The 24,693-nt window shown below is 71.9% G+C and carries 19 protein-coding genes; 13 read left to right on the top strand and 6 right to left on the bottom strand.

The features are described from left to right. Positions 1 to 26: 26 nt before the first annotated feature. Positions 27 to 3,395, bottom strand: a complete 3,369-nt coding sequence (gene ileS, locus B6G06_RS02465) for an isoleucine--tRNA ligase (RefSeq protein WP_081170819.1) — start codon at positions 3,393 to 3,395, stop codon at positions 27 to 29. A 786-nt stretch (positions 3,396 to 4,181) separates the two neighbouring features. Between ileS and B6G06_RS02460 the strand changes: the two genes are divergently transcribed. From B6G06_RS02460 to B6G06_RS02430, 7 genes are read left to right on the top strand one after another with little or no spacing between them, the layout of a single operon-like run. Continuing rightward, a complete protein-coding gene (locus B6G06_RS02460; protein ID WP_081170817.1) occupies positions 4,182 to 5,900 on the top strand; it encodes a nitrite/sulfite reductase in 1,719 nt (572 codons plus the stop codon). Further along, on the top strand, positions 5,897 to 6,700 hold the full coding sequence (locus B6G06_RS02455; protein WP_081170815.1) for a phosphoadenylyl-sulfate reductase: 804 nt from the start codon (positions 5,897 to 5,899) through the stop codon (positions 6,698 to 6,700). The genes B6G06_RS02460 and B6G06_RS02455 overlap by 4 nt, the downstream gene beginning before the upstream one ends. Next, positions 6,697 to 7,620: a sulfate adenylyltransferase subunit CysD gene (cysD, locus tag B6G06_RS02450; RefSeq protein ID WP_205635465.1), complete on the top strand. Its 924-nt coding sequence runs from the start codon at positions 6,697 to 6,699 to the stop codon at positions 7,618 to 7,620. Before B6G06_RS02455 ends, cysD begins: the two co-directional genes overlap by 4 nt. A gap of 54 nt (positions 7,621 to 7,674) precedes the next feature. Further along, complete coding sequence (locus B6G06_RS02445; protein WP_081170811.1) at positions 7,675 to 9,033, top strand: sulfate adenylyltransferase subunit 1; 1,359 nt, start codon at positions 7,675 to 7,677, stop codon at positions 9,031 to 9,033. After that, positions 9,030 to 9,845 (top strand): uroporphyrinogen-III C-methyltransferase, encoded by an 816-nt coding sequence (cobA, locus tag B6G06_RS02440; RefSeq protein ID WP_080462445.1) that lies wholly within the window; start codon positions 9,030 to 9,032, stop codon positions 9,843 to 9,845. The genes B6G06_RS02445 and cobA overlap by 4 nt, the downstream gene beginning before the upstream one ends. 51 nt (positions 9,846 to 9,896) lie before the next feature. Then, complete coding sequence (locus B6G06_RS02435) at positions 9,897 to 10,859, top strand: sulfite exporter TauE/SafE family protein (RefSeq protein ID WP_081170809.1); 963 nt, start codon at positions 9,897 to 9,899, stop codon at positions 10,857 to 10,859. Beyond that, on the top strand, positions 10,856 to 11,578 hold the full coding sequence (locus tag B6G06_RS02430) for a sirohydrochlorin chelatase (protein WP_080462447.1): 723 nt from the start codon (positions 10,856 to 10,858) through the stop codon (positions 11,576 to 11,578). Before B6G06_RS02435 ends, B6G06_RS02430 begins: the two co-directional genes overlap by 4 nt. A 116-nt stretch (positions 11,579 to 11,694) precedes the next feature. Here the strand turns inward: B6G06_RS02430 and B6G06_RS02425 are convergent, their stop codons facing one another. Beyond that, positions 11,695 to 12,507, bottom strand: a complete 813-nt coding sequence (locus B6G06_RS02425; RefSeq protein WP_081172156.1) for an SDR family oxidoreductase — start codon at positions 12,505 to 12,507, stop codon at positions 11,695 to 11,697. A gap of 129 nt (positions 12,508 to 12,636) precedes the next feature. Here B6G06_RS02425 and proC point away from each other — a divergent pair, with 129 nt between their 5' ends. The 4 genes from proC (at position 12,637) to B6G06_RS02405 (ending at position 20,403) form a co-directional block, all read left to right on the top strand. Further along, entirely contained in the window at positions 12,637 to 13,461 is an 825-nt protein-coding gene (gene proC / locus B6G06_RS02420; protein ID WP_080462448.1) for a pyrroline-5-carboxylate reductase, read from the top strand. A 193-nt stretch (positions 13,462 to 13,654) separates the two neighbouring features. Continuing rightward, positions 13,655 to 16,456, top strand: a complete 2,802-nt coding sequence (valS, locus tag B6G06_RS02415) for a valine--tRNA ligase (protein ID WP_081170807.1) — start codon at positions 13,655 to 13,657, stop codon at positions 16,454 to 16,456. A gap of 101 nt (positions 16,457 to 16,557) precedes the next feature. Then, positions 16,558 to 18,396 carry an AMP-dependent synthetase/ligase gene (locus B6G06_RS02410; RefSeq protein ID WP_240494116.1) on the top strand — a complete coding sequence of 613 codons (1,839 nt, stop codon included), beginning with the start codon at positions 16,558 to 16,560 and terminating at the stop codon, positions 18,394 to 18,396. Between the two features lie 123 nt (positions 18,397 to 18,519). Next, positions 18,520 to 20,403 (top strand): AMP-dependent synthetase/ligase, encoded by a 1,884-nt coding sequence (locus B6G06_RS02405; RefSeq protein WP_081170803.1) that lies wholly within the window; start codon positions 18,520 to 18,522, stop codon positions 20,401 to 20,403. A gap of 37 nt (positions 20,404 to 20,440) precedes the next feature. On the opposite strand, the gene B6G06_RS02400 is transcribed toward B6G06_RS02405, so the two are convergent. Beyond that, entirely contained in the window at positions 20,441 to 20,767 is a 327-nt protein-coding gene (locus B6G06_RS02400; RefSeq protein ID WP_080462452.1) for a chorismate mutase, read from the bottom strand. After that, positions 20,764 to 22,065: an ATP-dependent Clp protease ATP-binding subunit ClpX gene (clpX, locus tag B6G06_RS02395; protein ID WP_080462453.1), complete on the bottom strand. Its 1,302-nt coding sequence runs from the start codon at positions 22,063 to 22,065 to the stop codon at positions 20,764 to 20,766. Before clpX ends, B6G06_RS02400 begins: the two co-directional genes overlap by 4 nt. A 223-nt stretch (positions 22,066 to 22,288) precedes the next feature. Between clpX and B6G06_RS02390 the strand changes: the two genes are divergently transcribed. Then, positions 22,289 to 22,516 (top strand): FitA-like ribbon-helix-helix domain-containing protein, encoded by a 228-nt coding sequence (locus tag B6G06_RS02390; RefSeq protein ID WP_081170801.1) that lies wholly within the window; start codon positions 22,289 to 22,291, stop codon positions 22,514 to 22,516. Between the two features lie 46 nt (positions 22,517 to 22,562). After that, positions 22,563 to 22,955: a type II toxin-antitoxin system VapC family toxin gene (locus B6G06_RS02385; protein WP_081170799.1), complete on the top strand. Its 393-nt coding sequence runs from the start codon at positions 22,563 to 22,565 to the stop codon at positions 22,953 to 22,955. 233 nt (positions 22,956 to 23,188) lie between these two features. Here B6G06_RS02385 and B6G06_RS02380 read toward each other — a convergent pair whose 3' ends face one another. Together B6G06_RS02380 and B6G06_RS02375 are read right to left on the bottom strand one after the other, a co-directional pair. Continuing rightward, entirely contained in the window at positions 23,189 to 23,878 is a 690-nt protein-coding gene (locus B6G06_RS02380; RefSeq protein ID WP_081170797.1) for an ATP-dependent Clp protease proteolytic subunit, read from the bottom strand. 1 nt (position 23,879) lies between these two features. Then, positions 23,880 to 24,521, bottom strand: a complete 642-nt coding sequence (locus B6G06_RS02375) for an ATP-dependent Clp protease proteolytic subunit (RefSeq protein WP_080462457.1) — start codon at positions 24,519 to 24,521, stop codon at positions 23,880 to 23,882. Between the last annotated feature and the right edge of the window lie 172 nt (positions 24,522 to 24,693).

Raw genomic sequence — 24,693 nt, 5'->3', positions numbered from 1 at the left:
GAAGCGGGCCGCCCTCTCAGTCGTCGCTAGCCCTCGCTCCGGACGACGGCGGCACTGGGCTGACCCACCGAGGCGCTGGCGACGACCGAGGCGTCCGCACAGCCGGTCTCGGCCTTGATGAGGGCGAGGTGCGCCCCCGTCCAGGCGCCCCGGTCCTCGGGGACCGTGAGGGTCAGGCGGATCCGGTCGCCCACGTGGAGACCGGCGGCCTTGCGCTCGTCCTGGACGAGACGGATGAGGTCGCGCGCCCAGCCCTCGGCCTCGAGCTCCTCGTCGAGGGCGGTGTCCAGGACCACGAAGGCGCCAGAGGCCAGGACGGTGGCGCTCAAGGCGTCGTCATCGACCTCGATGCGCTGGGTGAGGGTGAAGGAGCCCTCCTCCGCCTCCAGGACCACGGGCGCGCCGTCGATCGTCACACCGTCGAAGCGCGCGTCGCCGTCCTCAGTGAGGGCCCACTGCCCCGCCTTGACGGCATCAAAGAGCTTGGAGGTGAGCTTGCGGACCTCGGGGGCGAAGGCCCTCGGGTTGAGGGAGAGCTCCTCACGCAGCTCGTAGCCGGCGTTGGCGGCGTCGAGGACGCGGACCTCCTTGACGTTGACCTCCTCGGCGATGAGATCGGCGAAGGGCGCCAGGCCGCCCGGCTGCGCGGTGGCGATGAGCAGGGAGCGCAGCGGCTGACGCACGCGCAGCTTCTCGGCCTTGCGCAGGCTGAGAGCGGCGGAAACGGCCTCGCGGGCCTCGTCCATGGCGGTCACGAGGGCCGGGTCGGCGACGTGTGCGGGCAGGACGGGCCAGTCGGTCAGGTGGACCGAGCGCCCACCGGTCAGCCCCCGCCAGATCTCCTCGCTCACCAGCGGGGCGAGCGGCGCCATGACCTCTGTCAGGACGCGCAGCACGGTGGCCAGGGTGTCGAAGGCGGGCCTGGCGACGGCGGGATCGTCGTCGGTGAACCGCGAGCGCGAGGTGCGCAGGTACCAGTTGGTGAGCACGTCGAGGAAGTCGCGGATGGTCACCGTGGCGCCGGTGATCTCGTAGGAGCTCATCTGGGCGCCCACGGTGTCGGCCAGGTCGCGCGCCCGGGCCAGGATGTAGCGGTCCATGACGTGCAGGGAACCCTTGCGGCCGAACAGGGCGGCGTCGGACAGGTCCACGCCGGGGCTGACGTAGCCCTCGCCGTCGTTCATCTGCCCGGCATACAGGGCGAAGAAGTGCCAGGTGTTCCACAGGGGCAGGAGAACCTGGCGCACGGTGTCGCGGATGGCCTTGTCGGTCACCGCGAGGTTGCCTCCTCGCACGACGGGGCTGGACAGCAGGAACCAGCGCATGGCGTCGGCGCCGTCACGGTCGAAGACCATGGAGACGTCGGGGTAGTTGCGCAGGGACTTGCTCATCTTCGCGCCGTCGTCGCCCAGGAGGATGCCGTGAGAGACGCAGGAGGTGAAGGCGGGGCGGTCGAACAGGGCGGTGGCCAGCACGTGGAGGGTGTAGAACCAGCCACGGGTCTGCCCGATGTACTCCACGATGAAGTCGCCGGGGTTGTGCGACTCGAACCAGTCGACGTTCTCGAAGGGGTAGTGGACCTGGGCGAAGGGCATGGAGCCGGACTCGAACCAGCAGTCCAGGACATCGGGGATGCGGCGCATCATCGACCTGCCCGTGGGGTCGTCCGGGTTGGGGCGCGTCAGGGTGTCGATGAAGGGGCGGTGCAGATCGGTGACCTCGACGCCGAAGTCGGCCTCCAGCTCGGCGAGGGAGCCGTAGACATCGGTGCGCGGGTAGGCGGGGTCGTCCGAGACCCATACGGGGATCGGGGCCCCCCAGTAGCGGTTGCGCGAGATCGACCAGTCGCGGGCCCCGGCGAGCCAGTTGCCGAAGATGCCGTCCTTGATATGGGCGGGAGTCCAGGTGATCTCCCGATTGAGCTCCACCATGCGGTCCCTGATGGCGGTGACCCGCACGAACCAGGAGGAGACCGCCTTGTAGATGAGCGGCTTGCGGCAGCGCCAGCAGTGCGGGTAGCTGTGCACGTAGGAGGCCTGGCGCACGAGGACGGGCCGGGCGGCCTCCTCCCGGCCCTTCAGCGGCCCGGAGCCGTCGCGCAGGTCGACGGTGATCGGCTTGTTGGCGTCGAAGACCTGCAGGCCGGCGTAGTCGGGGACCTCGGAAGTGAACACGCCGCCGTCGTCGACGGGGATGACGGCGCCGATCCCGGCCTCCTGGCACACGAGCATGTCGTCCTCACCGAAGGCCGGGGCGATGTGGACCAGCCCGGTGCCGTCCTCGGTGGTGACGTAGTCGCCGGCGATGATCGTCCAGCCGTTCGGGCCCGGGGCGGCGCCCTCGGCGCGGTGGGCGTCGTCATCGAAGTAGTCGAAGATCGGGTGGTAGCGGCGCCCCACCAGCTCGGAGCCCTTCAGGTGGGCCAGGACGGCGGGCTCGGAGCCCTCGGCGGCCAGCTCCTTGACGTAGGAGCCCACGAGCGCCTCGGCCAGGATGACGCGGCGGCCGGCCAGGGGGGAGTCGAGCCCCGCGGGCACCTCGACGACGGCGTAGTCGACGTCCGGCCCCACGGCGACGGCGAGGTTGGACGGCAGGGTCCAGGGGGTCGTCGTCCAGATGAGGATGAGCTCGGGGGCGCCGTCGAGGATAGCCTCGGTCAGCGGCATGCCCACGGTGACCGTGTTGTCCTGGCGGTCCTGGTAGACGTCGTCGTCCATCTTGAGCTCGTGGTTGCTCAGGGGCGTGCGGTCGTGCCAGCAGTAGGGCAGCACGCGGTATCCCTGGTAGGCCAGGCCCTTGTCGTAGAGGCTCTTGAAGGCCCACAGGACGCTCTCCATGTAGGTGGGGTCGAGGGTCTTGTAGTCGCCCTCGAAGTCGACCCAGCGCGCCTGGCGGGTGACGTAGTCCTCCCATTCCTTGGTGTAGCGCAGCACGGAGGTGCGGCACTCGGCGTTGAAGGCCTCGATGCCGAGGCCGCCGGGGCGCGTGATCTCGGAGACGTCGTCGATGCCGAGCAGGCGCTGGGCCTCGAGTTCGGCGGGCAGGCCGTGAGTGTCCCAGCCGAAGCGGCGCTCGACGCGGCGGCCCATCTGGGTCTGGAAGCGGCCGACGGCGTCCTTGACGTATCCGGTCAGCAGGTGCCCGTAGTGGGGCAGGCCGTTGGCGAAGGGCGGGCCGTCGTAGAAGACGAACTCGTTGGAGCGCCCACCCGCGTCGTGGGCGGGGCGGGCCTCGACGGAGGCGGCGAAGGTGCCGTCCGCCCTCCAGTAGGCCAGGGTCTCCTGCTCCAGGGCGGGGAAGGACGGGGAGGGGTCGACCCGCTCGCCGTCTCGGTGCAGGGGGTAGAAGGCGGCGCCGGTGTGGGCGGCGGTGCTCCGCTGGGTCTGCTCAGCCATGTGCCTCGCGTCTTTCGCTCGTGAACATCCGGGTGGACGGGACTCACGAGGACGACGCCGACGCTCACCGCCCGGGAGTTCCCTGGCCGGCGGGGCCGCACCGCGGTACCACCTCGCTTGCCGCGCCGCGCCTCGCCCGAGGGCTGCGCGCGGTGCGACCGCTTCATCATCAGCTGTGACGGGCTGTCCCGTCCGGGTCTACTGGGCGGACGGGCCCAGGGGCCCGGCGCTGTTCTGCCGGAGGCTCGCCGGTGATGCCCGATCGCCGCGTGGCGGATCGGCCGGGTCGCTGCCTGATAGCGCAGGAGTGTAGCCAGCGGCGCCGGGAGCGGCCAGCGGGGATCGGGCCCGCGCGGCGTCGTCCTCGACACATCCCTCGGTCCGCCCCCGGCCTTCCCGCAGCGGGCGGCGCGGGGGAGGCGCGCCGCCCGTCTCCGCGTCGCCGTGCCCCTGCCGGGGCCCGGTCTCACCATGCAAGCACCCCATCGCATCAGCGCAGACCGGGACTTACACTCCGGCATATGACCACAGCACGCCGCGTCACAACCCGCTGGGCACGCCCCGCGTCGACGCCGCGTGGGCACGGCTGGGTCATGTGTTGTCAGGCCTGACGAGCGCCTGACCGCAGCGGTTGATACCGCGATCATCGGATTCCGGCGCGATGAGGCGTCCGGAGCCGAGCACAACTCCCCCCAGCGGCAGACCGCCCGCACGGGAGCGGCACCGCGGGGAGCCTCTTGATCCGACTCCCCTTCAGACGCCCGGCGCCGCCCACCTGGAGGAGACATGAGCACCACGACGAGCAGCGCGGCGGGCCCCGCGGGGGGCCGCGACCTGCGGCCCCCGCGCTCGGGGCGGTCCAACGGCCAGTGGCTGGTGGACGGCCGCGCGCCCCTGAACCCCAATGAGGCCTTCAAGCAGGACGGGGACCCGCTCGGCGCGCGCCAGCGCATCATCGACGCCTACGCGTCCGCCGGCTACGACGCGATCCCCGACGACGACCTCCACAACCGCTTTCGCTGGTGGGCGCTCTACACGCAGCGCAAGCAGGGGATCGACGGCGGCCGGACCGCCCAGTTGAGCGCCTCCGAGCTCTCCGACCGCTACTTCATGCAGCGCATCCGCATGGACGGCGCGTCGCTGTCGGTGGAGCAGATGCGCGTCATCGGCGCCATCTCGAACGAATTCGCCCGCGGCACTCTCGACATCACCGACAGGCAGAACCTCCAGCTCCACTGGATCCGGATCGAGGACGTGCCCGAGATGTGGCGCCGTCTGGAGGAGGTGGGACTGACCACGATCGAGGCCTGCGGGGACACGCCCCGCGGCTTCCTCGTCTCCCCCGTGGCCGGGATCGACCCCGAGGAGATCATCGACCCCTCCGAGGCGGCGCGCCACCTGCACGACACCTGCCTGGGCGACCCCGAGATCGTGAACCTGCCGCGCAAGTTCAAGACCGCGTTCACCGGCTCACCGAGCCTGGACGTGCTCCACGAGATCAACGACATCTCCTTCGTCGGCGTCGAGCACCCCGAGCTCGGCCCGGGGTACGACCTGTGGATCGCGGGCGCCCTGTCCACCGCGCCCTTCCTCGGCAAGCGCCTGGGCGCATTCGTGCGGCCCGAGCAGGTGCCCGAGGTGTGGTGGGGGGTCATCCGCATCTTCCGCGACTACGGCTACCGGCGCCTGCGCAACAAGGCGCGGTTGAAGTTCCTCATGGCGCAGTGGGGGCCGGAGCGGTTCCGGGAGGTCCTGGAGGCCGATTATCTCGGCTATGCCCTGGCCGATGGCCCGGCCCCGGGACCGCCGCGCGGCTGCCGGGACCACCTCGGGACGCACCGCCAGGCCGATGGGCGCTACTGGATCGGCGCCAAGCCCCCGGTGGGCCGCCTGTCGGGGGATGTCATGCTGGGCCTGGCCGACCTCGCCGAGCGCGTGGGCTCCAACCGCGCGCGCACCACTCCCCTGCAGAACATCCTCCTGCTCGATGTTCCCGCCGAGCGCGTCGAGGAGGCGCGCGAGGGCCTGGTGGCTCTCGGCATCGACCCCGATCCCGGTACCTTCACTCGCGGGATGCTGGCCTGCACCGGCATCGAGTTCTGCAAATTCGCGATCGTGGAGACCAAGGCCCTCGCCGCGCGCGTGGCCGCCGAGCTCGATGAGCGCCTGGCCGACGCCGACCTCGAGCGCCCCCTGACCGTGCACATCAACGGCTGCCCGAACTCCTGCGCGCGCATCCAGACGGCGGATATCGGCCTCAAGGGCCAGATCATCACCGTCGACGGCGAACGGGCTCCGGGCTTCCAGATCCACCTGGGCGGAGGGTTGGCCGCCCCCGGCCATGAGGAGGCCGAGCTGGGGCGCACTGTCCGCAGCCTCAAGGTCGCCGCTGATGGCCTGCCCGACTACATCGAGAGGGTGGTGCGGGTCTACCTGGCCGACCGCTACCCCGAGGAGAGCTTCGCCCAATGGGCGCAGCGCGCGGATGAGGAGAGACTCGCATGACCACCGCGACGGCCGGCACGACCAGCACCGCCGGCGCCCCCGTGGGCCGCTTCGGCCGCCTCAGCGCCCGGGGCGCCAATGCCCCCCGCTCGCCCCGCTGCCCCAGGCGCGGCGAGGACGAGCTGCGCGCCCTGGCGGCCGCGGGCGCCGCCGAGCTGGGCGACGACGCCCCCGCCGAGGAGGTCGTCGCCTGGGCCGCGAGGGCGTTCCCCGACAGCCTCGCCGTCGCCTGCTCGATGGCCGACGCCGTGCTGCCGCATGTCATCGCCGCGCGGATCCCCGGCGTCGACGTGCTCTTCCTCGAGACGGGCTACCACTTCGCCGAAACGGAGGGGACCCGCGACGCCGTCGCCGAGACCATGGACGTCACCGTCATCGATGTCCTGCCCGAGCTGACGGTCGCCGAGCAGGATGAGCGCTACGGGCAGGCCCTCCACTCCCGGGATCCCTCGCGCTGCTGCGCCCTGCGCAAGGTGGCGCCGCTGGCCAGGGCCCTGTCCGGCTACGAGGCCTGGGCCACCGGCCTGCGCCGCGAGGACGCCGTCACCCGCACCTCCACCCCGCTCGTGGGCTTCGACGAGGCGCACCGGATCGTCAAGATCAATCCGCTGGCCGCCTGGAGCTTCGACGAGCTTCTCGCCTATGCCTCCGAGCACGGCGTCGTCGTCAACCCGCTGCTGGCCGACGGTTACCCCTCGATCGGCTGCGAGCCCTGCACGGCGCGCGTCGCCCCGGGAGAAGACCCACGTTCCGGCCGCTGGGCCGGATTCACCAAGACCGAATGCGGGATCCACCTATGAGCATCACCTCGACCACCGCTGCCCGCCCCGCGCTCGACGAGCTCGACGCGCTGGAGGCCGAGGCGATCCTCATCATCCGCGAGACGGTCGCCGAGTGCGCCCGCCCCGTCCTGCTGTTCAGCGGCGGCAAGGACTCGGTGGTGATGCTCCACCTGGCGCGCAAGGCCTTCTGGCCGGGGCCCGTACCCTTCCCGCTGCTCCACGTCGATACCGGGCACAACTTCCCCGAGGTCCTGGCCTACCGCGACGCCACCGCCGAGGCCGCCAGCATGCGGCTCGTCGTCGTATCCGTCCAGGACTACATCGACGACGGCCGGCTGCGCGAGCGCCCCGACGGCACCCGCAACCCGTTGCAGACCCGCCCGCTGCTCGACGCGATCGCCGCGGGCGGCTTCGACGGCGTCTTCGGCGGGGGCCGGCGCGACGAGGAGAAGGCTCGGGCCAAGGAGCGCGTCTTCTCCCTGCGCGATGAGTTCGGGCAGTGGGATCCGCGCAATCAGCGCCCCGAGCTGTGGACGCTGTTCAACCCCCGGCACGCCCCGGGCGAGCACGTGCGGGTCTTCCCCCTGTCCAACTGGACCGAGCTGGACGTGTGGCGCTACATCGAGCGCGAGGACATCGCCCTGCCGAGCCTGTACTACGCCCACGAGCGCGAGGTCTTCCGCCGTGACGGCATGTGGCTCGCCGTCACCCCGGTGACCCGGCCCCGCCCGGGTGAGGAGACCGAGAGGCGCACCGTGCGCTACCGCACCGTCGGTGACATGTCCTGCACCGGCGCCGTGCTCTCGGGCGCCGCCACCAACCACGAGATCGCCGTCGAGGTGGCCGCCTCCGCACTCACCGAGCGCGGCGCGACGCGCGCCGACGACCGCCTGACGGAGGCGGCGATGGAGGACCGCAAGAAGGAGGGCTACTTCTGAGCCGCCCCGGCCCTCATCCTCTCCCCCTCACCCCACCGACGACCCCGAGGACGCATGATGACCCCGACCGCTCACCCGCTCACCGCCCCGCCCCTCACGGCCAGCGCCCCCGCGGCGGGCCGGCCCGCGGGCCTGCTGCGCCTGGCCACGGCCGGCAGCGTCGACGACGGCAAGTCCACGCTCGTGGGCCGCCTCCTGTTCGATTCCAAGTCGGTCCTGCGCGACCAGCTCGCCGCCGTCGAGCGGGTCAGCCTCGACCGGGGCATGACCCGCACGGACCTGGCCCTGCTCACCGACGGCCTGCGCGCCGAGCGCGAGCAGGGCATCACGATCGACGTCGCCTACCGCTACTTCGCCACCCCGGGACGCTCGTTCATCCTGGCCGACTGCCCCGGGCACGTTCAGTACACCCGCAATACCGTCACGGGGGCGTCCACCGCGGACCTCGTCGTCCTGCTGGTCGACGCCCGCCACGGCGTCGTCGAGCAGACGAGGCGCCACCTGGCGGTGGCGGCGCTGCTGCGGGTGCCGCACGTCGTCGTCGCGGTCAACAAGATCGATCTCGTCGGCTACTCCGCCGAGGTCTACGCCCGGGTGGCGGCCGATGTCCAGGGCGTCGCGGCGGGGCTGGGCCTGCCCGACGCGAGGACCCTGCCGACCTCGGCGCTGGAGGGGGACAACATCGTCACCCGCTCCGCGCGCACGCCCTTCTACTCGGGCCCGGCGCTCCTGGAGCTGCTCGAGACGATCCCTGTGGAGCCGCCGGAGGCGGGCCGGCCCTTCCGCCTGCCGGTGCAGTGCGCCATCCGTCCCCAGAGCGCCGCCCCTCGCGGCCTGGAGGACTTCCGCGGCTACGCCGGGCAGGTCGCGTCGGGCGCCGTGGCGATCGGCGATGAGGTCGTCGCCCTGCCCTCGGGGCGCGCCACGAGGGTCACGGGGATCCACCTGGGCGATCGCCCGCTGGAGCGCGCCGTCACCGGCCAGTCGGTCACGCTCGAGCTGGCCGATGACATCGACCTCTCACGCGGGGACCTGCTCGCCGCGCCCGATGGGGCGCCCGCGCCCACCCGCGAGATCGAGGCGAGCCTGGCGTGGCTGTCCAACCGGCCGCTGCGCGAGCGCGACCGCGTCCTGGTCAAGCACGGCACGAGGACCGTCCACGCGGTGGTCACGAGTATCGCCGGGCGCCTGGACTTGGACGGCCTCGCGCTCGTGGACGCGGACGGCCTCGCCCTCAACGACATCGGACGGGCTCACCTGCGCCTGGCCGAGGCCATCCCGGCGGCCCCCTACAAGCGCTCCCGCACCGATGGCGCCTTCCTCGTCATCGACGCCCATGACGGCTGGACACTGGCGGCGGGCATGGCGCGCGCCGCTGAGTCCGCTCCCGCGCCGTCCGGGGAGCGGGCATGAGCGGGCGGCGCACGGCGCTCGCGCCCCCGGGCCCCGGTTCCCCCACGGATCCCGGCGATCCCGGCGGCAGCACTCCGGGCGCGGGCTCAGTCGCCCTCGTGGGCGCCGGACCCGGGGATGCCTCACTCATCACCGTACGAGGACTGGAGCTGCTGGAAGCGGCCGATGTCGTCGTCATCGACCGGCTGGCGCCGCACGAGCTCCTCGAGCACTGCCCGCCGGGCGCGGAGGTCATCGACGTCTCCAAGCGCCCTGGGCGCCACCTCGTCCCCCAGGACGGCATCGACGCCCTGCTCGTCGAGCGCGCCCGGGGCGGGGCGCGGGTCGTGCGCCTCAAGGGCGGGGACCCCTTCGTCCTCGGGCGGGGCGGCGAGGAGGTCCAGGCCTGCCGGGCGGCCGGCGTCGATGTGGAGGTCGTCCCGGGCGTCACCTCGGCCGTGGCCGTGCCGGCGGCGGCGGGCATCCCCGTCACCCACCGGGGCCTGGCCCGCGGATTCTCCGTGGTCAGCGCCCACGAGGACCTCATCTCCACCGTGCCCGCGCGCCGGGACCACACGCTCGTGCTGCTCATGGGGGTCACTCATCTGGCCCGCTCAGTGTCGATCCTGCTGGGTCGCGGCGCAGATCCCCTCACCCCGGCGGCTGCCGTCGAGAGCGGCCTGCGCCCCGATCAGCGGGTGACGACGACGATCCTGCGATGCCTGCCCGAGGTCGCCTTCTCTCTCGGCGTGGCCGCGCCGGCGGTCATCGTGCTCGGCGACGTCGTCACCCTCAGCCCCGACTGGGAGCGCCGGCTCATCCCCGGGGCCTGAGCGCCACCCGCCCCATCCCGAACCGGGGACCACGCACACGCGGAGGACATCATGCGCAGACTCATCATCCTGGCCCTCGCCGGCCTCATCGCCCAGCTCGTCGACGGCGCCCTCGGCATGGGCTACGGCGTCACGAGCTCCTCCCTCCTGCTGCTGGCCGGCCTCAGCCCGGCCCTGGCCAGCGCCTCGGTACACCTGGCCGAGATCGGCACGACCGTTGTCTCGGGGGCCTCCCACCACCGGCTGGGCAATACGGACTGGCGGCTCACCGCCCGGCTGGCAGGTCCCGGCGCGGTGGGAGCGTTCCTCGGCGCCACGGCCCTGTCGCATCTGCCCGGCGAGGCGGCCACTCCGATCAGCTCCACGATCCTTCTGGTGCTCGGGCTCTACGTGCTGGCGCGCTTCGCCATCCGCCCACTCGCGGCCCCCACGGCCCGCCGGAGCCCACACTCGACGCGCTCCCTGGCGCCGCTGGGGCTCCTGGCGGGCTTCATCGACGCCACCGGCGGGGGCGGCTGGGGGCCCGTGGCGACGACGACACTGCTCAGCCGGGGGCGCACGGCCCCGCGCACGGTGGTCGGAAGTGTCGACACGGCGGAATTCCTCGTGAGCGTGGCGGCCTCGGCGGGCTTCCTGGCGGGTCTGGGGACGGCCGGGATCGAGATCGGCGTGGTCCTGGCGGTGCTCACCGGGGGCGCGATCGCGGCCCCGCTGGCCGCCTGGGCGGTCTCCCGCCTGCCCGGGCCGGTGCTGGGCAGCGGTGTCGGCGCTCTCATCATGTGCACGAATCTGATGACGATCCTCCATTGGCTCGGCGCCCCGGCACCGCTCTCCATCGGGATCACCGGCGCGCTCGCGCCGGTCCTGGCGGCGCTGATCGCCATCAGCGCGCGTGGAGCGCGGCGCGCGCGCCGCCTTGCCGCGGCGGCTCCGGGAACCGGGGAGTCGGCGCTCCGCACGGCCTCGCCCTGCGGGCCGGCGGGCGTGGGAGCACGGGCGGGCGCCGGGCTATGAGCGGGGGCGCGATCACCGGCCGGAACCCGCCCGAGCGGTTCCGCCGCCTCGTGCTCCTGGCCCATGGGACGCGCCGGCCCGGGCCGGTGCCCTTCCTGGAGCGCGTGGCCCAGGACGTCGCGGCGCGGTTGCCCGGGGTGGACGTGGGTCACGGGTATGTCGAGTTCCAGTCGCCCAGCGCGGTTGAGGCTCTTCGGGGCGGAGCGAACCCGGTGGTGGTGCCGGTCTTCCTCGGATCGGGGCATCACGTGGAGAAGGACTTGCCGGCCATGGTGGGCGAGCATGGCCCGGCCAGGATCACCGAGCACCTGGGCCCGCACCCGGCGCTCATCGGCGCCGTCGTCGACCGGCTCGGCGCGCGGCTCGAGGAGCGGGGCGCCCACTGGGGCGATCTGGATGGGATCGTCCTGGCCGCAGCGGGATCACGACGGGCCGCGCCGGTGCGGGAGGCGGAGAGGGCGGCCCGCGAGATGGAGTCGAGGGTCGGCCCGCCGGTGCGCGCCGCCTACCTGTCCGGGGGCGCGCCGAGCGTGAGCGAGGCGGTGGCGGCATGGCGCGCCGAGGGGGCGCGCTCGATCGCGGTGGCCAGCTACCTGCTGGCCGAGGGGCGCTTCTCAGCGGCCCTGCGCTCCAGCGGTGCCGAGGTCCTCGCCCCGCCGATCGGCCACCATGCCGCCCTGGCCGAGGTCGTCGTCGAGCGCTACCTGCGCGCCGCCTGAGCATCGCCGCGCACTGAGCGCGCCCCTGCCCATCGGCCGGTGCCACCCGCCCCGAGAGGCGCGTCCCGCCCGCACCTGTGGGAGCGAACCGCACCTGTCGGAGCGGGCAGCGCCGCTCAACTGTCGCGCGCGATGACAGTGTTGGAGGCCTGGGCGCGGGGGCGCACGGTGAGGGAATCGATATTGACGTGGGCGGGGCGCTCCAGGGCCCACACAATGCACTCGGCGACGTCGTCGGCCGTCAGCGGGGCCGCGACGCCCTCGTAGACGCGCGCGGCCGCGGCGGCGTCGCCGTGGAGGCGGTTGAGAGAGAACTCCTCCGTGGCCACCAGCCCCGGGGCGATCTCGATGACCCGCACGGGCTCGCCGACGAGCTCGAGGCGCAGGGTGTTGGCGATGATGCGCTCGGCATGCTTGGCGGCCACGTAGCCCGCGCCCCCGGGGTAGGTGGCCTGGCCGGCCGTGGAGGTGAGGAAGAGGAGGTCGCCGCCGCGCTCGCGCATCGCGGGCAGGAAGGCCTGGCTCACGCGCAGCGCCCCCAGGACGTTGCGCTCGTACATGGTCAGCCATTCCTCGGGCTTGCCCTCGGCCACGGGGTCGACGCCGATCGCGCCGCCGGCGTTGTTGACCACGGCGTCGATGGGACCGGCCGCCTGGGCCTGACGGGCCAGGCGCTCGATGTCCCCCGGCCTCTGCAGATCGGCGGCGATCCAGGCGCAGCCGGTCTCGGCGGCCAGGGCGGCCAGGCGCTCAATGCGCCGGGCGGTGGCGACGACCTCCCATCCGTGGGCCCGCAGGAGACGGACGGTGGCGGCCCCGATCCCGGTGGAGGCGCCGGTGACGAGCGCGCGGCGCACCGGGACGGACTCGATGGCGGGATCGGCGGTGGGCCCGGCGGGCGCTGGTCGTGCGGGGTCTGGGGTGCTCATACGGCCATTGTGGACCGCCTCCCGGGCCTGCGCCATATGGATCATCCGAGGTGGGCAGAGATCGAAGAGGGCCGGATGAGATCGCCCTCCCCCCGGTGCCATCGCTCACCGGGCGGGTAGCCTGGGGCGATGACGATCTACGGTTTCATCGGCGCGGGGAACATGGCGGGCGCGATCGTTCGAGGGGCGATCGGCGCGGGCATCGCCCCTGCTTCCCTCCTCATCACAAGCGCCCATGGCTCGGCCAGGGCCCTGGCCGAGGAGACGGGCGCTGAGCACGTGCCCGACTCCGCCGCCCTCCTGCGCCGCCTGGGGGCGGGCGACGTCCTCATCCTCGCGGTCAAGCCGCAGGTGCTGCCCGGGGTCGTGGAGGGGATCGCCCCCGTACTGGCCGAGCGATCGCCACTCGTGCTGTCCATTGCCGCGGGGCTCACCCTCTCGCGTCTGAGCGCCCTCCTGCCCGCCGGCGCCCGGGTGGTGCGGGCGATGCCGAACATGGCCGCCGGGGTGGGCGCCTCGATGACGGCGCTGGCGGCGGGCCCGGGTGTGGATGAGACTGCCATGGCGCCGGTGCGCGCGCTCATGGGCGCCGTCGGGCGCACCGTGGAACTGGAGGACAAGGACTTCTCCGCCTTCGTGGGCCTGGCGGGATCCTCCCCCGCCTTCGTCCTGGCCTTCATCGAGGCGCTGTCCCGGGCGGGCGTTCTGGGCGGGATCCCCAAGAGCACGGCGGTCGAGATCGTCACCCAGGCCGTGCTGGGCTCGGCGCTGGCCGCCCGGGCGGGCAGCGCCGCCGAGCCGCCCCGCACCCCGGCGGATCTCATCGACGCCATCTGCTCGCCGGGCGGCACGACGATCGCCGGGCTGACGGCGATGGAGCGCGCGGGATTCTCCGATGCCGTCGTGCGGGCTTTCGAGGCCACGGTCACCAGGGACCGCGAGCTGGGATCCTAGGAGCGAGACCGGTCGAAAACAGGAGCGAGACCGGTCGAAAACGGCATCGAAACCGGTCCTCGGGCCGAGAAGAGGGGCTGGGGCCGGCCGATGGGAGCCCGGTCCCGAACCTCGCGGCCTGGTAGCCCACCTCACAGGCGCGTCATCCCACCTACTTGGAGCGCCGAGGCGGCACCGTGACAGAATCAGCGGCATGTCGCAGCCCAGCAACTCATCCCGTTTCATCCCCTCGCAGCTCCGCAGCCCGCGCGTGCCGGCCAAGGTGAGCGCCGACGGCCTGGAGTCCACCTGGGGGCAGCGCTGGGAGGAGGACGGAACCTACGCCTTCGACCGCTCCGCCGAGCGCCCCGAGGTCTTCTCCATCGACACCCCTCCCCCGACGGCGTCGGGCTCGCTGCACGTGGGGCACGTCTTCTCCTACACGCACACGGATGCCCTCGCCCGCTACCAGCGGATGCGCGGCAAGGCGGTCTTCTACCCCATGGGCTGGGATGACAACGGCCTGCCCACCGAGCGCCGCGTCCAGAACTACTACGGCGTGCGCTGCGACCCCTGCCTGCCCTACGACCCCGACTTCACCCCCCCGCGCACCGGCGGTGAGGGCAAGTCCATCAAGGCCCGGGACCAGAAGCCGATCTCGCGGCGCAACTTCGTCGAGCTCTGCGAGCGCCTGACCGCCATCGACGAGGCCCAGTTCGAGGCCCTGTGGCGCCGACTCGGGCTGAGCGTGGACTGGAAGCAGACCTACCAGACCATCGGCGAGCGCGCCCGCAAGGTCGCCCAGGCCGCCTTCCTGCGCAACCTGGAGCGCGGCGAGGCCTACCAGGCGGCGGCCCCGGGCCTATGGGACGTCACCTTCCAGACCGCCGTCGCCCAGGCGGAGCTCGAGTCCCGCGAGTACCCGGGCTTCTACCACCGCCTGGCCTTCCACATCGTCGACGCCGACGCCGCCGAGCGCGCGGCCGCGGCGGGCGCCCCGATCGAGACCGGCCCGGCCGGCACCCATGACGTGTGCATCGAGACCACGCGCCCCGAGCTGCTCGCTGCCTGCGTGGCGCTCATCGCGCATCCCGATGACGAGCGCTACCGGCCGCTGCTGGGCACGACCGTGGCCTCCCCCGTCTTCGGCGTCGAGGTCCCGGTCCTGGCCCACCCGGCGGCGGAGAGGGACAAGGGCGCCGGCATCGCCATGTGCTGCACCTTCGGCGACACCACGGACATCGAGTGGTGGCGGGACCTCGGCCTGCCGCTGCGCGCCATCCTGCGCAAGGACGGGCGCATCGAGGCCGAGACCCCCGACTGGATCACCACCGGGGCGGGCCGTGAGGCCTACGCGGCCATGGCCGGCAAGACCACCTATTCGGCGCGGGAGACCATCGTTGCCGCCCTGGCCGCCAGCGGCGAGATGCGCGGCGAGCCGACCGCGACCACCCGCCAGACGAACTTCTTCGAGAAGGGCGACAAGCCCCTGGAGATCGTCACCTCCCGCCAGTGGTACCTGCGCAACGGCGGGAAGGACTGGACGAATCCGGCCACGGGCTCCGATCTTCGCGCCGACCTGCTCGCTCGTGGCGCCGAGCTCGACTTCCACCCCGATTTCATGCGGGTGCGCTATGAGAACTGGGTCAAGGGCCTCAACAACGACTGGCTCATCTCCCGTCAGCGCTTCTTCGGGGTGCCCTTCCCTGTCTGGTACGCGATCGACGACGACGGCGAGGTGGACCACTCCCGCGTCCTGACCCCCGCCGAGGCCGAGCTGCCGATCGATCCCTCCTCGGATATCCCGGCCGGCTATACCGAGGACCAGCGCGACCGGCCGGGCGGCTTCACCGCCGAGCTCGACATCATGGACACCTGGGCGACCTCCTCCCTGTCCCCCCAGCTGGTCTCCGGCTGGCTGACGGACGAGGACCTCTTCAACCGCGTCTACCCCATGGACCTGCGCCCTCAGGGCCAGGACATCATTCGCACCTGGCTGTTCTCCTCCGTGGTGCGCGCGGACTTGGAGTTCGGCGCCCTACCCTGGAGGCACGCGGGCATCTCCGGATGGATCCTGGACTCGGACCACAAGAAGATGAGCAAGTCCAAGGGCAACGCCGAGACCCCCATGGGCCTGCTGGAGAAGTTCGGGGCCGACGCCGTGCGCTACTGGGCGGCCTCGGCCCGCCTGGGCCTGGACGCGGCCTTCGAGGAGCAGCAGATCAAGATCGGCCGCCGCCTGGCCATTAAGCTCCTCAACGCCTCCAAGTTCGCCCTGTCCATGGGCCTGCCCTGGGATGCGGACGAGGAGGCCCTCGCGGCCGCCCCCGCGCCGCACCTGGACGCCACCGCCGTCACCGAGCCGATCGACCGGGCCGTTCTGGCGGCCCTGGCGGATGTCGTGGATGCCGCGACCACCGCCTTCGAGGGCTTCGAGCACGCCCGTGCCCTGGAGGCCGCAGAGTCCTTCTTCTGGACCTTCTGCGACGACTACATCGAGCTCGTCAAGGACCGGGCCAATGACCTGGACGGCTCCCACGACCCGGCCGCCGTCACGAGCGCCCGCACCGCCCTGGCCATCGCCGTGGACACCTTCGTGCGCCTCTTCGCGCCCTTCCTGCCCTTCGCCACGGAGGAGGTGTGGAGCTGGTACCGCACCGGCAGCGTCCACCGCGCCGCCTGGCCCAAGGCCGCGCCCCTGCGCGAGGCCTCCGCCGGCGCCGACGCCGCCCTCGTGGTCCGCGCCGGCCAGGCGCTGGCGGCGCTGCGCAAGGTCAAGTCGGAGGCCAAGACGAGCCAGAGGACGCCGATCCTGTCCGTGGCGCTGGCCGTGGCCCCCGAGGCCGAGGCGAGCGTGGAGGAGGTTCGCGCCGACCTCCTCGAGGCCGCGAAGGTGACGGGCCCGATGACCCTGGCCGTGGCCGAGCCGCGCGCGGGCGACGACGGCGAGGCCCCGGCCGTGACCGTCACCGCCGTCGAGCTCGGCGAGGCCCCGGCCAGGCCGAAGAAGGGCTGAGGACTGTGCCGCAACGGAGCCCTGTCCCTGCCGGCACCGCGCCCCACCCGTCCCTGGGGGCCACGACCGTCGTCGACGGCGTCGCCTCCAGCTCCCCGACCATGGGCGCGTCCGGCACTTGCGACAACAGCGACACTGAGTCGCAGTGGACCGTCCCCTGGCTGCTGGCCGACCGCATCGCGCGCACCTCGGAGCGCCCCATCATCGAGCGGCGCAGCTCACTGGGCTCATGGACGCCGATCACCGCCCGGGCCTTCGGCGAGGAGGTCGCCCGGATCGCCGCGGGGCTCATCGGCCTGGGCCTGGAGGCGGGCACGAGCGTGGCACTCATGTCCCGCACCTGCTACGAGTGGACGCTCCTGGACATGGCGATCGCCCGCGCCGGGCTGGTCTCCGTGCCCATCTACGAGACCGATTCGGCCGAGCAGATCGAGTGGATCCTCGACGACGCCGACGTCCGCCTCGTCATCACCGAGACCTCCGGCCACGCGCTCGTCGTGGACGCCGCCATCAAGGCCTGCTCGGCCGCCGACCCCGAGGCCGCGGGCCCCCGGGTCCTGTCCCTGGACCGCGATGCCCTCACCGAGCTGACGACGGCCGGGCGCGCGATCTCGCGGGCCGTCGTCGAGGATCGCTCGGCCGCGGTGCGCCCCGAGGACATCTTCTCCATCATCTACACCTCCGGCACGACGGGCCGCCCCAAGGGCGTCGAGATCACCCACCGCAACGCGGCGGGCCTGGCGCACAACGGCGTCCATTGGATCCCGGACCTCCTCTACCGCGCGGACACGCGCCTGCTGCTCTTCCTGCCGCTGGCGCACTCCTACGCGCGCTGCCTGGAGCTGCTGTCCCTGGCGGGCCAGGGCGTGCTCGGGCACACCCCGGATGTCAAGACCCTCCTGCCGGACCTTCAGGCCTTCGGCCCCTCCTATGTGCTGGCCGTGCCACGCGTGCTAGAGAAGATCTACAACGCCGCCGACGCCAAGGCGGGCAGCGGCATGCGGCTGCGGACCTTCCGCTGGGCGGCGAAGGTCGCCGTCGAGTACTCGCGGGCACTGGACACCCCGGCCGGGCCCTCGACGTCGCTGACCGCCTGGCACGCGCTGGCCGACCGCCTCGTCTACCGCACGATCCGCGCCCTGCTGGGTCCCAACGCCCGTTTCGCGATCTCCGGCGGCGGGCCGCTGGGCGAGCGCCTCGGGCACTTCTACCGGGGCATGGGCCTGGAGATCCTCGAGGGCTACGGGCTCACTGAGACGATCGGCCCCACCTGCGTCAACCTCGACGCGCGCAACAGGATCGGCACTGTGGGCCCGCCCGTGTGCGGCAACGAGCTCCGGGTGGATGAGACCGGGGAGATCCTCGTGCGGGGCCTGGGCGTGTTCCGCAACTACCACAACAACCCCGCCGCCACCGCCGAGTCCTTCACCCCCGATGGGTGGTTCCGCACCGGTGACATCGGGGCCATCGATGAGGACGGCTGGGTGCGCATCACCGGCCGCAAGAAGGACCTCATCGTCACCGCCGGCGGCAAGAACGTGGCCCCCGCGGTCCTCGAGGACCGCCTGCGCGGCCACCCCCTGGTCAGCCAGGTCCTCGTCCTGGGGGACGATGAGCCCTTCATCTCCGCGCTCATCACGCTGGACGCGGAGATGCTGCCCCTGTGGCTGCGCAACCACGGCCTGCCGGAGATGGGCGTGGTCGAGGCCTCGTCCCACCCGCAGGTGCTCGCCGCGCTGGAGCGCGCCGTTGCCCGCACCAACGAAGCGGTCTCCCGGGCCGAGTCGATCCGCGAGTTCCGCGTGCTCACCACGGATTTCACGGAGGCGAACGGCCTGCTCACGCCCTCGCTGAAGGTCAAGCGGGCCGCCGTCATGGAGGCTCACGGCGACGCCATCGCCTCCATCTACGCCGGCAAACGCCGGGGCCCGGAGGCCTGACACGCTCACGATCAGCGGAAGTCGCAGGTCAGAGACCCTCCTTGGGGTCGCCGGCGGGGCGCCGCAGCCACAGGTGGCCGTATTCGGGCCCCGCCGGACGCATCGGCAGGCGATGATGGGGTCATGACGAGCCCCGCACAGCCCGGCACCGAGCCGGCGGCCCTCCAGCAGCACGCTGACAGCACCACCCGCTCCACCCCGCTGGCGGTCCCCGTCCATGACGGGATGACGGCCCCGTGGGCGCTGGCCGAGCGCGTGCGCCGCTCGCCGTCCGCCCCGCTCGTCGCCCGCAAGCCCTCGGTCGGGCGCCGCTGGATCCCCATGAGCGCGACGGCTTTCCACGCCCAGGTCCGAGAGGTGGCGGCCGGGCTCATGTCGCTCGGGCTGCGCCCCGGGGACGCGATCGCGATCATGTCCCACACCTGCTTCGAGTGGACCCTCCTGGACTTCGCCGCCTGGGAGGCGGGCCTCGTCGTCGTGCCGATCTATGAGACCTCCTCCGCCCAGCAGGCCGAGTGGATCCTCACCGACGCCTCCGTGAGGCTGGTGGTCGTCGAGAACGCCGGCATGGAGCAGATGGTGGAAGCGATCCGCACCCACGGTGCCGATCAGGCGACTCTGGCGGAGCTGCGGGTCATGTGCCTGTCCCGCGGCGCGATCACGGACCTCATCGCCGCGGGCAAAAGCGTGGACCGCGCCGGGCTCGACGCCCGCGCCTGCGCGCTCACCAGCGCGGACCTGGCGACGATCGTCTACACCTCGGGCACCACGGGGCGCCCCAAGGGGGTGGAGCTCACTCACGGCAATCTCATCCAGTTGGGCGTCAACACCCGCGAGCACGTTCCCGAGATCCTCGGCGCCGACGAGGTGCGCGCTCTCATATTCCTCCCCCTGGCCCATGTGCTGGGGCGGTTCATCGAGATCGCCATCGTGTGCTCCGAGCGCGGCGTCATGGGCCACGCCCCGGATGTCAAGCACCTCGTGGACGACCTGGCGACCTTCTCGCCCACCTTCGTCGTCGCCGTGCCGAGGGTCTTCGAGAAGATCTACAACGCCGCGGACGCGCGCTCGACCGGCAACAAGCAGAAGGTCTTCCGCCTGGCCGCCAAGACGGCGATCGCCTACTCGCGCGCCCTGGACACCCCGCAAGGGCCCGGTCGCGGCCTGCGGGCGCAGATGAGGGTCTTCGACCGGCTCGTGTTCTCCAAGCTGCGCGCCGTCCTGGGCGGGAGGGTCACGCATGTCATCAGCGGCGGCGGTCCCCTGGGGGAGAGACTCGGCCACTACTACCGGGGCGCGGGGGTGACCGTCCTGGAGGGCTACGGCCTGACCGAGACCTCCGCGCCCTGCGCCGTCACACTGCCTGCGAGCATGCGGATCGGCACGGTGGGCGGCCCCATGCCGGGCACTAAACTGCGCCTGGCCGACGACGGCGAGATCCTCGTGCGCGGTATCGGCCTGTTCCGCGGCTACCACGCCAACCCCGAGGCCACGGCCGAGGCGCTCACCGCCGATGGCTGGCTGCGCACGGGCGATGTCGGCGCGTTCGAGGATGACGGCTCGCTGCGCATCACTGGCCGCAAGAAGGAGCTCATCGTCACCGCCGGCGGCAAGAACGTGGCCCCCGCGGTCCTGGAGGACCGTCTGCGCGGCCACCCGCTGGTCAGCCAGGTGCTCGTCGTGGGCGACAACCGCCCCTGCATCGGCGCCCTGGTGACGCTGGACGCGGAGATGCTGCCGCTGTGGCTCGCCTCCCACGGGATCGAGGATCTCGACCCCGTATCGGCGGTGAGCGACCCGCGCGTGCGCGCGGCTCTGGAGCGGGCGGTGGCCCGGGCCAATGAGACCGTCTCCCGGGCGGAGTCGATCCGGACCTTCACAGTGCTGCCGGGCGATTTCACGATCGACAACGGCCTGCTCACGCCCTCGTTCAAGGTGCGCCGGACGGAGGCGCTGGAGCGCTTCGCCGATGAGATCGACGCGCTCTACAGCAGGCCGGTGGCCTGAGGGGGCGTCCCGGGCCGCGGGCTTCCGGGAGGGCCCCTCAGGCGGAGAGCTCGTCGCGGATCGCCTCGTGGTGGTGGATGACCTCCGCGACGATGAAGGCGAAGAACTTCTCCGCGAAGACGGGGTCGAGCCCGGAGTCCTCGGCCAGCGCCCGCAGGCGGGCGACCTGGCGGGCCTCCCGCTCGGGGTCCGACGGCGGCAGATCGAGGCGCGCCTTGAGCTCGCCGACCTGCTGGGTGCAGCGGAAGCGCTCGGCGAGGAGGTGGACGAGGGCTGCGTCGAGGTTGTCGATGGTGACGCGGTAGCGCGCGAGATCGGCAGGTACCCCGGGGATGTCCCGCTCAACGGCCACGGAAGCGCTCATGCGGTCCGGCTCCTGGACTGCTCGGCCTTGCGGGTGGAGCTGAGCGAGCCGGTACCGGCCTCGTAGCGGGGCAGGGCGGTGCCGCGCACGGCGTCGGCGTCGACGACGACGCATCCGACCTCGGGCATGGAGGGAACTTCGAACATGGCCTCACCCAGGACCTCCTCGACGATGGAGGTCAGGCCTCTCGCGCCGGTCTTGCGCTCCAGGGCCTTGGCGGCGATGGCCTCGATGGCCTCGTCGGTGAAGACGAGCTCGACGCCGTCGAGCCCGAAAAGGTACTGGTACTGGGAGACGAGGGCGTTCTTGGGCTCGGTCATGACGCGCACGAGCTCGGGCACGCCGAGGTCCTGCACGGTGGCGATAACGGGCAGACGGCCGATGAACTCGGGGATGAGGCCGAAGGTGTGCAGGTCCTCGGGGCGCACCGGGGAGGTGAAGACGTCCTTGGCCTGGTCCTTGGCCAGCGTCGCGCCGAAGCCGACGAGCTGGGCGCCGGCCTCCTTGCGCTGGCGGGCGCGCACGATCTCCTCGATGCCGGCGAAGGCGCCGGCGGCGATGAACAGGATGTTCGTCGTGTCGATCTCGAGGAATTCCTGGTGGGGGTGCTTGCGTCCGCCCCCCGGTGGGACGGAGGCGGTGGTGCCCTCGATGATCTTGAGCAGCGCCTGCTGCACGCCCTCGCCGGAGACGTCGCGGGTGATCGAGGGGTTCTCGGCCTTGCGGCCGATCTTGTCGATCTCGTCGATGTAGATGATGCCCTTCTCGGCGCGCTTGACGTCGCCGTCGGCGGCCTGGATGAGCTTGAGGAGGATGTTCTCCACGTCCTCGCCCACGTAGCCGGCCTCGGTGAGCGCGGTGGCGTCGACGATGGAGAAGGGGACGTCCAGGAGCTTGGCCAGGGTGCGGGCCAGATGCGTCTTGCCGGTGCCGGTGGGGCCGAGCAGGAGGATGTTGGACTTGCCGAGCTCCAGGCCGTCGCCCTCGGCGACGGCGCGCTCGCGCACCTGGACGCGCTTGTAGTGGTTGTAGACGGCCACGCTCATGGCGCGCTTGGCGCCCTCCTGGCCGATCACGTAGCTGTTGAGGAAGTCGAAGATCTCCTGCGGCTTGGGCAGCTCGAGGGGAACGCCGACGGAGCCGGAGCCGAGCTCCTCGTCGACGATCTCGTTGCACAGCTCGATGCACTCGTCGCAGATGTAGACCCCGGGACCGGCGATGAGCTTCTTGACCTGCTTCTGGCTCTTACCGCAGAAGGAGCACTTGAGCAGATCGACGCTCTCGGCATTGCGTGGCACGTGTCCCCCTTGTGTGGTCGGGTCCGCTCCCGGGCGACGCGGGGAGCGCCGCTGGAATCAGGGAACGGGGTGCCGCCAGCCTATTAGGTCGAGCGCCCTGGCGCGAGGGCCGGGCCCGGCGAGCCCCTGAGCGATCGCCCGCCCGGTGGTGGGGCGCCGAGCGCCGCGCCGACGGCTGCGCAAGGCATTCTCAATCATGCAAGCAGACTGCTAGCATAGACGCGTGACCACTTTGTACATCCGCGACGTCGATGAGGGAGTCGCCGAGGAGCTCAAGCTCCGCGCGGCGGCCGAAGGGATGTCCCTGTCCGCCTATGCGGCCGCCCAGTTGGCAGTGATCGCCTCACGGCCCACGAACGCCCAGGTGGTCGCGCGCCTTCGCCGGCGCGATCGCCGCGACGGGCCGACGACGCAGCAGATCGTCTCCGCAGTGCGCGAGGGTCGGGAGTGAGTAGGGCCTCCGTTCATCCCACTCGGCCAGTGCGGGGGCAGGCCCGGTGATCGTCATCGATACCTCGGCACTCATCGAGGGACTTGTGGGGCGCACGCCCAGCGTCCGGCTCCTTGACCTGCTCGCGGGGGAGCTCGCGGCTCCTCAGGTCATCGACTTCGAGGTGCTCTCCGCCCTGCGCGGCATGGTGCTCGGCGGCCTCCTGCCCCTCGATGAGGCGCAGGAGGCCCGGCGCTTCTTCTACGAGCTCACGATCTGGCGATACGAAGGAGCCCCTCTCGCCGAGAGGATCTGGGAACTGCGGCACCAGTACACCGCGCACGACGCCGCCTATCTCGCTCTCGCGGAAAGCCTCGACTCCCCCGTGGTGACCTGCGATCGCAAACTCGACGCCGGAGGCCACCGCGCCGAGGTCCTGCTCCTGCCCCGCTCCAACTGACAGAGCTCGCGGAACGGCCACGGAGGAGGCCATGCCGCGCCGACGGCCGCCACTGGCACCGGTGTCGCCTCCGGCGCCTTGGATTGCGCTCTCCCCGCACCGGTCGGCGCACTCCACCCCGATCGATGCCCTCCGCACTGAGCGGTACCCTGCGCACCCACTGGTGGTCAGAACGCACCGGTGGGTGGAATCGGCACCGCTGGGCGGATGGCACCGATCGGCGCCATGAGATGTCAGGAGGAGTGCGGGGAGGGTGCGGCCTTGCGCGGGCTGAGCACCTGGTCGACGATCCCGTAGTCCCGGGCGGCGGTGGCGGTGAGGATCTTGTCGCGCTCCAGATCGTTGTGGATCCGATCGCGGTCCCGGCCGGTGTGCGCGGCCAGGGTGTCCTCCAGCCAGGCGCGCATGCGGTCGATCTCGTCGGCGATGATCTCGATATCGCTGGCCTGGCCGTGCATGCCCTCCATGGCGGGCTGATGGATGAGCACGCGGGCGTTGGGCAGGGCCAGGCGCTTGCCCGGGCTGCCCGCGGCCAGCAGCACGGCGGCGGCGGAGGCGGCCTGCCCCAGGCAGACGGTCTGCACCTGCGGCTTGATGTACTGCATCGTGTCGTAGATGGCGGTCAGGGCCGTGAAGGAGCCGCCGGGGCTGTTGATGTACATGGTGATGAGCCCATCGGGGTCCTGGGACTCCAGGACGAGGAGCTGGGCCATGATGTCATCGGCGGAGGCGTCGTCCACCTGGACGCCCATGAAGACGATGCGGTCCTCGAAGAGCTTGGCGTAGGGGTCCTGGCGCTTGAAGCCGTAGGCGGTGCGCTCCTCGAATTGGGGCAGCACGTAGCGGGACTGCGGCATGGCGGCGGCAGCGCCGACGGGGCCCATCTGGCGCGCGACAGCCTCGAAGTAGGGACGAGTGCTCATATCAGTTCTCCCCGTTCTGCTGGCCGATCTCCCGGCTGGAGCGCACGATGTGGTCGACGAAGCCGTAGTCGAGGGCCTCGGGGGCGCTGAACCAGTGGTCGCGGTCCGAGTCGGCGATGATCTGCTCGACGGAGTGGCCGGTGTTGGCGGCCGTGATCTCGGCGAGCTCCTGCTTCATCTTGATGATGAGGTCGGCGTTGATGCGGATGTCCGTGGCCGATCCGCCCGCACCTCCGGAGGGCTGGTGCATGAGGACTCGGGCGTGCGGGGTCAGGTATCGCTTGCCCTTGGCCCCGGCGCTGAGCAGGAACTGGCCCATGGAGGCGGCCATGCCGGTGGCGACGGTGACAACGTCGGGCTGGACGTACTGCATGGTGTCGTAGATGGCCATGCCGGCGGTCACGGAGCCGCCGGGGCTGTTGATGTACAGGTAGATGTCCCGCTCGGGGTCCTCGGCGGCCAGCAGCAGCATCTGGGCGCAGATGGCGTTGGCGTTGTCATCGCGCACCTCCGATCCCAGCCAGATGATGCGCTCCTTGAGGAGCCTGTTGTAGATGGAGTCGGTCAGGCCCAGCCCGGCGCCCTGGCCCTCGTGGGCACTGGGGGCGGCGACTGCGCCGGGGCGCGTGTGGAACTCGCTCACGTCTGTCCTCTCGTATCGGTGGGTCAACGCTAGCGCGAGGCGGCTGAGCTCCACGCCCGCCCTCGTCGCCTTTTCGCTCACGGCACAGGGTCCGCCGGGCGGCCGCCCCCCTCACCGGAGGGGTGGCACGGACGCGGGGATCGGGTTAGCCTGGCCTTATCCTTATTTTTCT

The sequence above is a fragment of the Actinomyces gaoshouyii genome, from assembly GCF_002076915.1.
Classification (GTDB): Bacteria; Actinomycetota; Actinomycetes; order Actinomycetales; family Actinomycetaceae; genus Actinomyces; species Actinomyces gaoshouyii.
This window is presented reverse-complemented; position numbering and strand designations above follow the sequence as displayed.

Excerpts from the sequence above, each read along its gene's own strand:
- B6G06_RS02430 (WP_080462447.1), top strand. The coding sequence starts at position 10,856 with ATGAGCGGGGGCGCGATCACCGGCCGGAACCCGCCCGAGCGGTTCCGC.
- proC (WP_080462448.1), top strand. The coding sequence starts at position 12,637 with ATGACGATCTACGGTTTCATCGGCGCGGGGAACATGGCGGGCGCGATC.
- B6G06_RS02455 (WP_081170815.1), top strand. The coding sequence starts at position 5,897 with ATGACCACCGCGACGGCCGGCACGACCAGCACCGCCGGCGCCCCCGTG.
- B6G06_RS02460 (WP_081170817.1), top strand. The coding sequence starts at position 4,182 with ATGAGCACCACGACGAGCAGCGCGGCGGGCCCCGCGGGGGGCCGCGAC.
- B6G06_RS02400 (WP_080462452.1), bottom strand. The coding sequence starts at position 20,767 with ATGAGCGCTTCCGTGGCCGTTGAGCGGGACATCCCCGGGGTACCTGCC.
- B6G06_RS02425 (WP_081172156.1), bottom strand. The coding sequence starts at position 12,507 with ATGAGCACCCCAGACCCCGCACGACCAGCGCCCGCCGGGCCCACCGCC.
- cysD (WP_205635465.1), top strand. The coding sequence starts at position 6,697 with ATGAGCATCACCTCGACCACCGCTGCCCGCCCCGCGCTCGACGAGCTC.
- cobA (WP_080462445.1), top strand. The coding sequence starts at position 9,030 with ATGAGCGGGCGGCGCACGGCGCTCGCGCCCCCGGGCCCCGGTTCCCCC.
- B6G06_RS02435 (WP_081170809.1), top strand. The coding sequence starts at position 9,897 with ATGCGCAGACTCATCATCCTGGCCCTCGCCGGCCTCATCGCCCAGCTC.
- ileS (WP_081170819.1), bottom strand. The coding sequence starts at position 3,395 with ATGGCTGAGCAGACCCAGCGGAGCACCGCCGCCCACACCGGCGCCGCC.
- B6G06_RS02445 (WP_081170811.1), top strand. The coding sequence starts at position 7,675 with ATGATGACCCCGACCGCTCACCCGCTCACCGCCCCGCCCCTCACGGCC.
- valS (WP_081170807.1), top strand. The coding sequence starts at position 13,655 with ATGTCGCAGCCCAGCAACTCATCCCGTTTCATCCCCTCGCAGCTCCGC.
- B6G06_RS02380 (WP_081170797.1), bottom strand. The coding sequence starts at position 23,878 with ATGAGCACTCGTCCCTACTTCGAGGCTGTCGCGCGCCAGATGGGCCCC.
- B6G06_RS02405 (WP_081170803.1), top strand. The coding sequence starts at position 18,520 with ATGACGAGCCCCGCACAGCCCGGCACCGAGCCGGCGGCCCTCCAGCAG.
- B6G06_RS02410 (WP_240494116.1), top strand. The coding sequence starts at position 16,558 with ATGGGCGCGTCCGGCACTTGCGACAACAGCGACACTGAGTCGCAGTGG.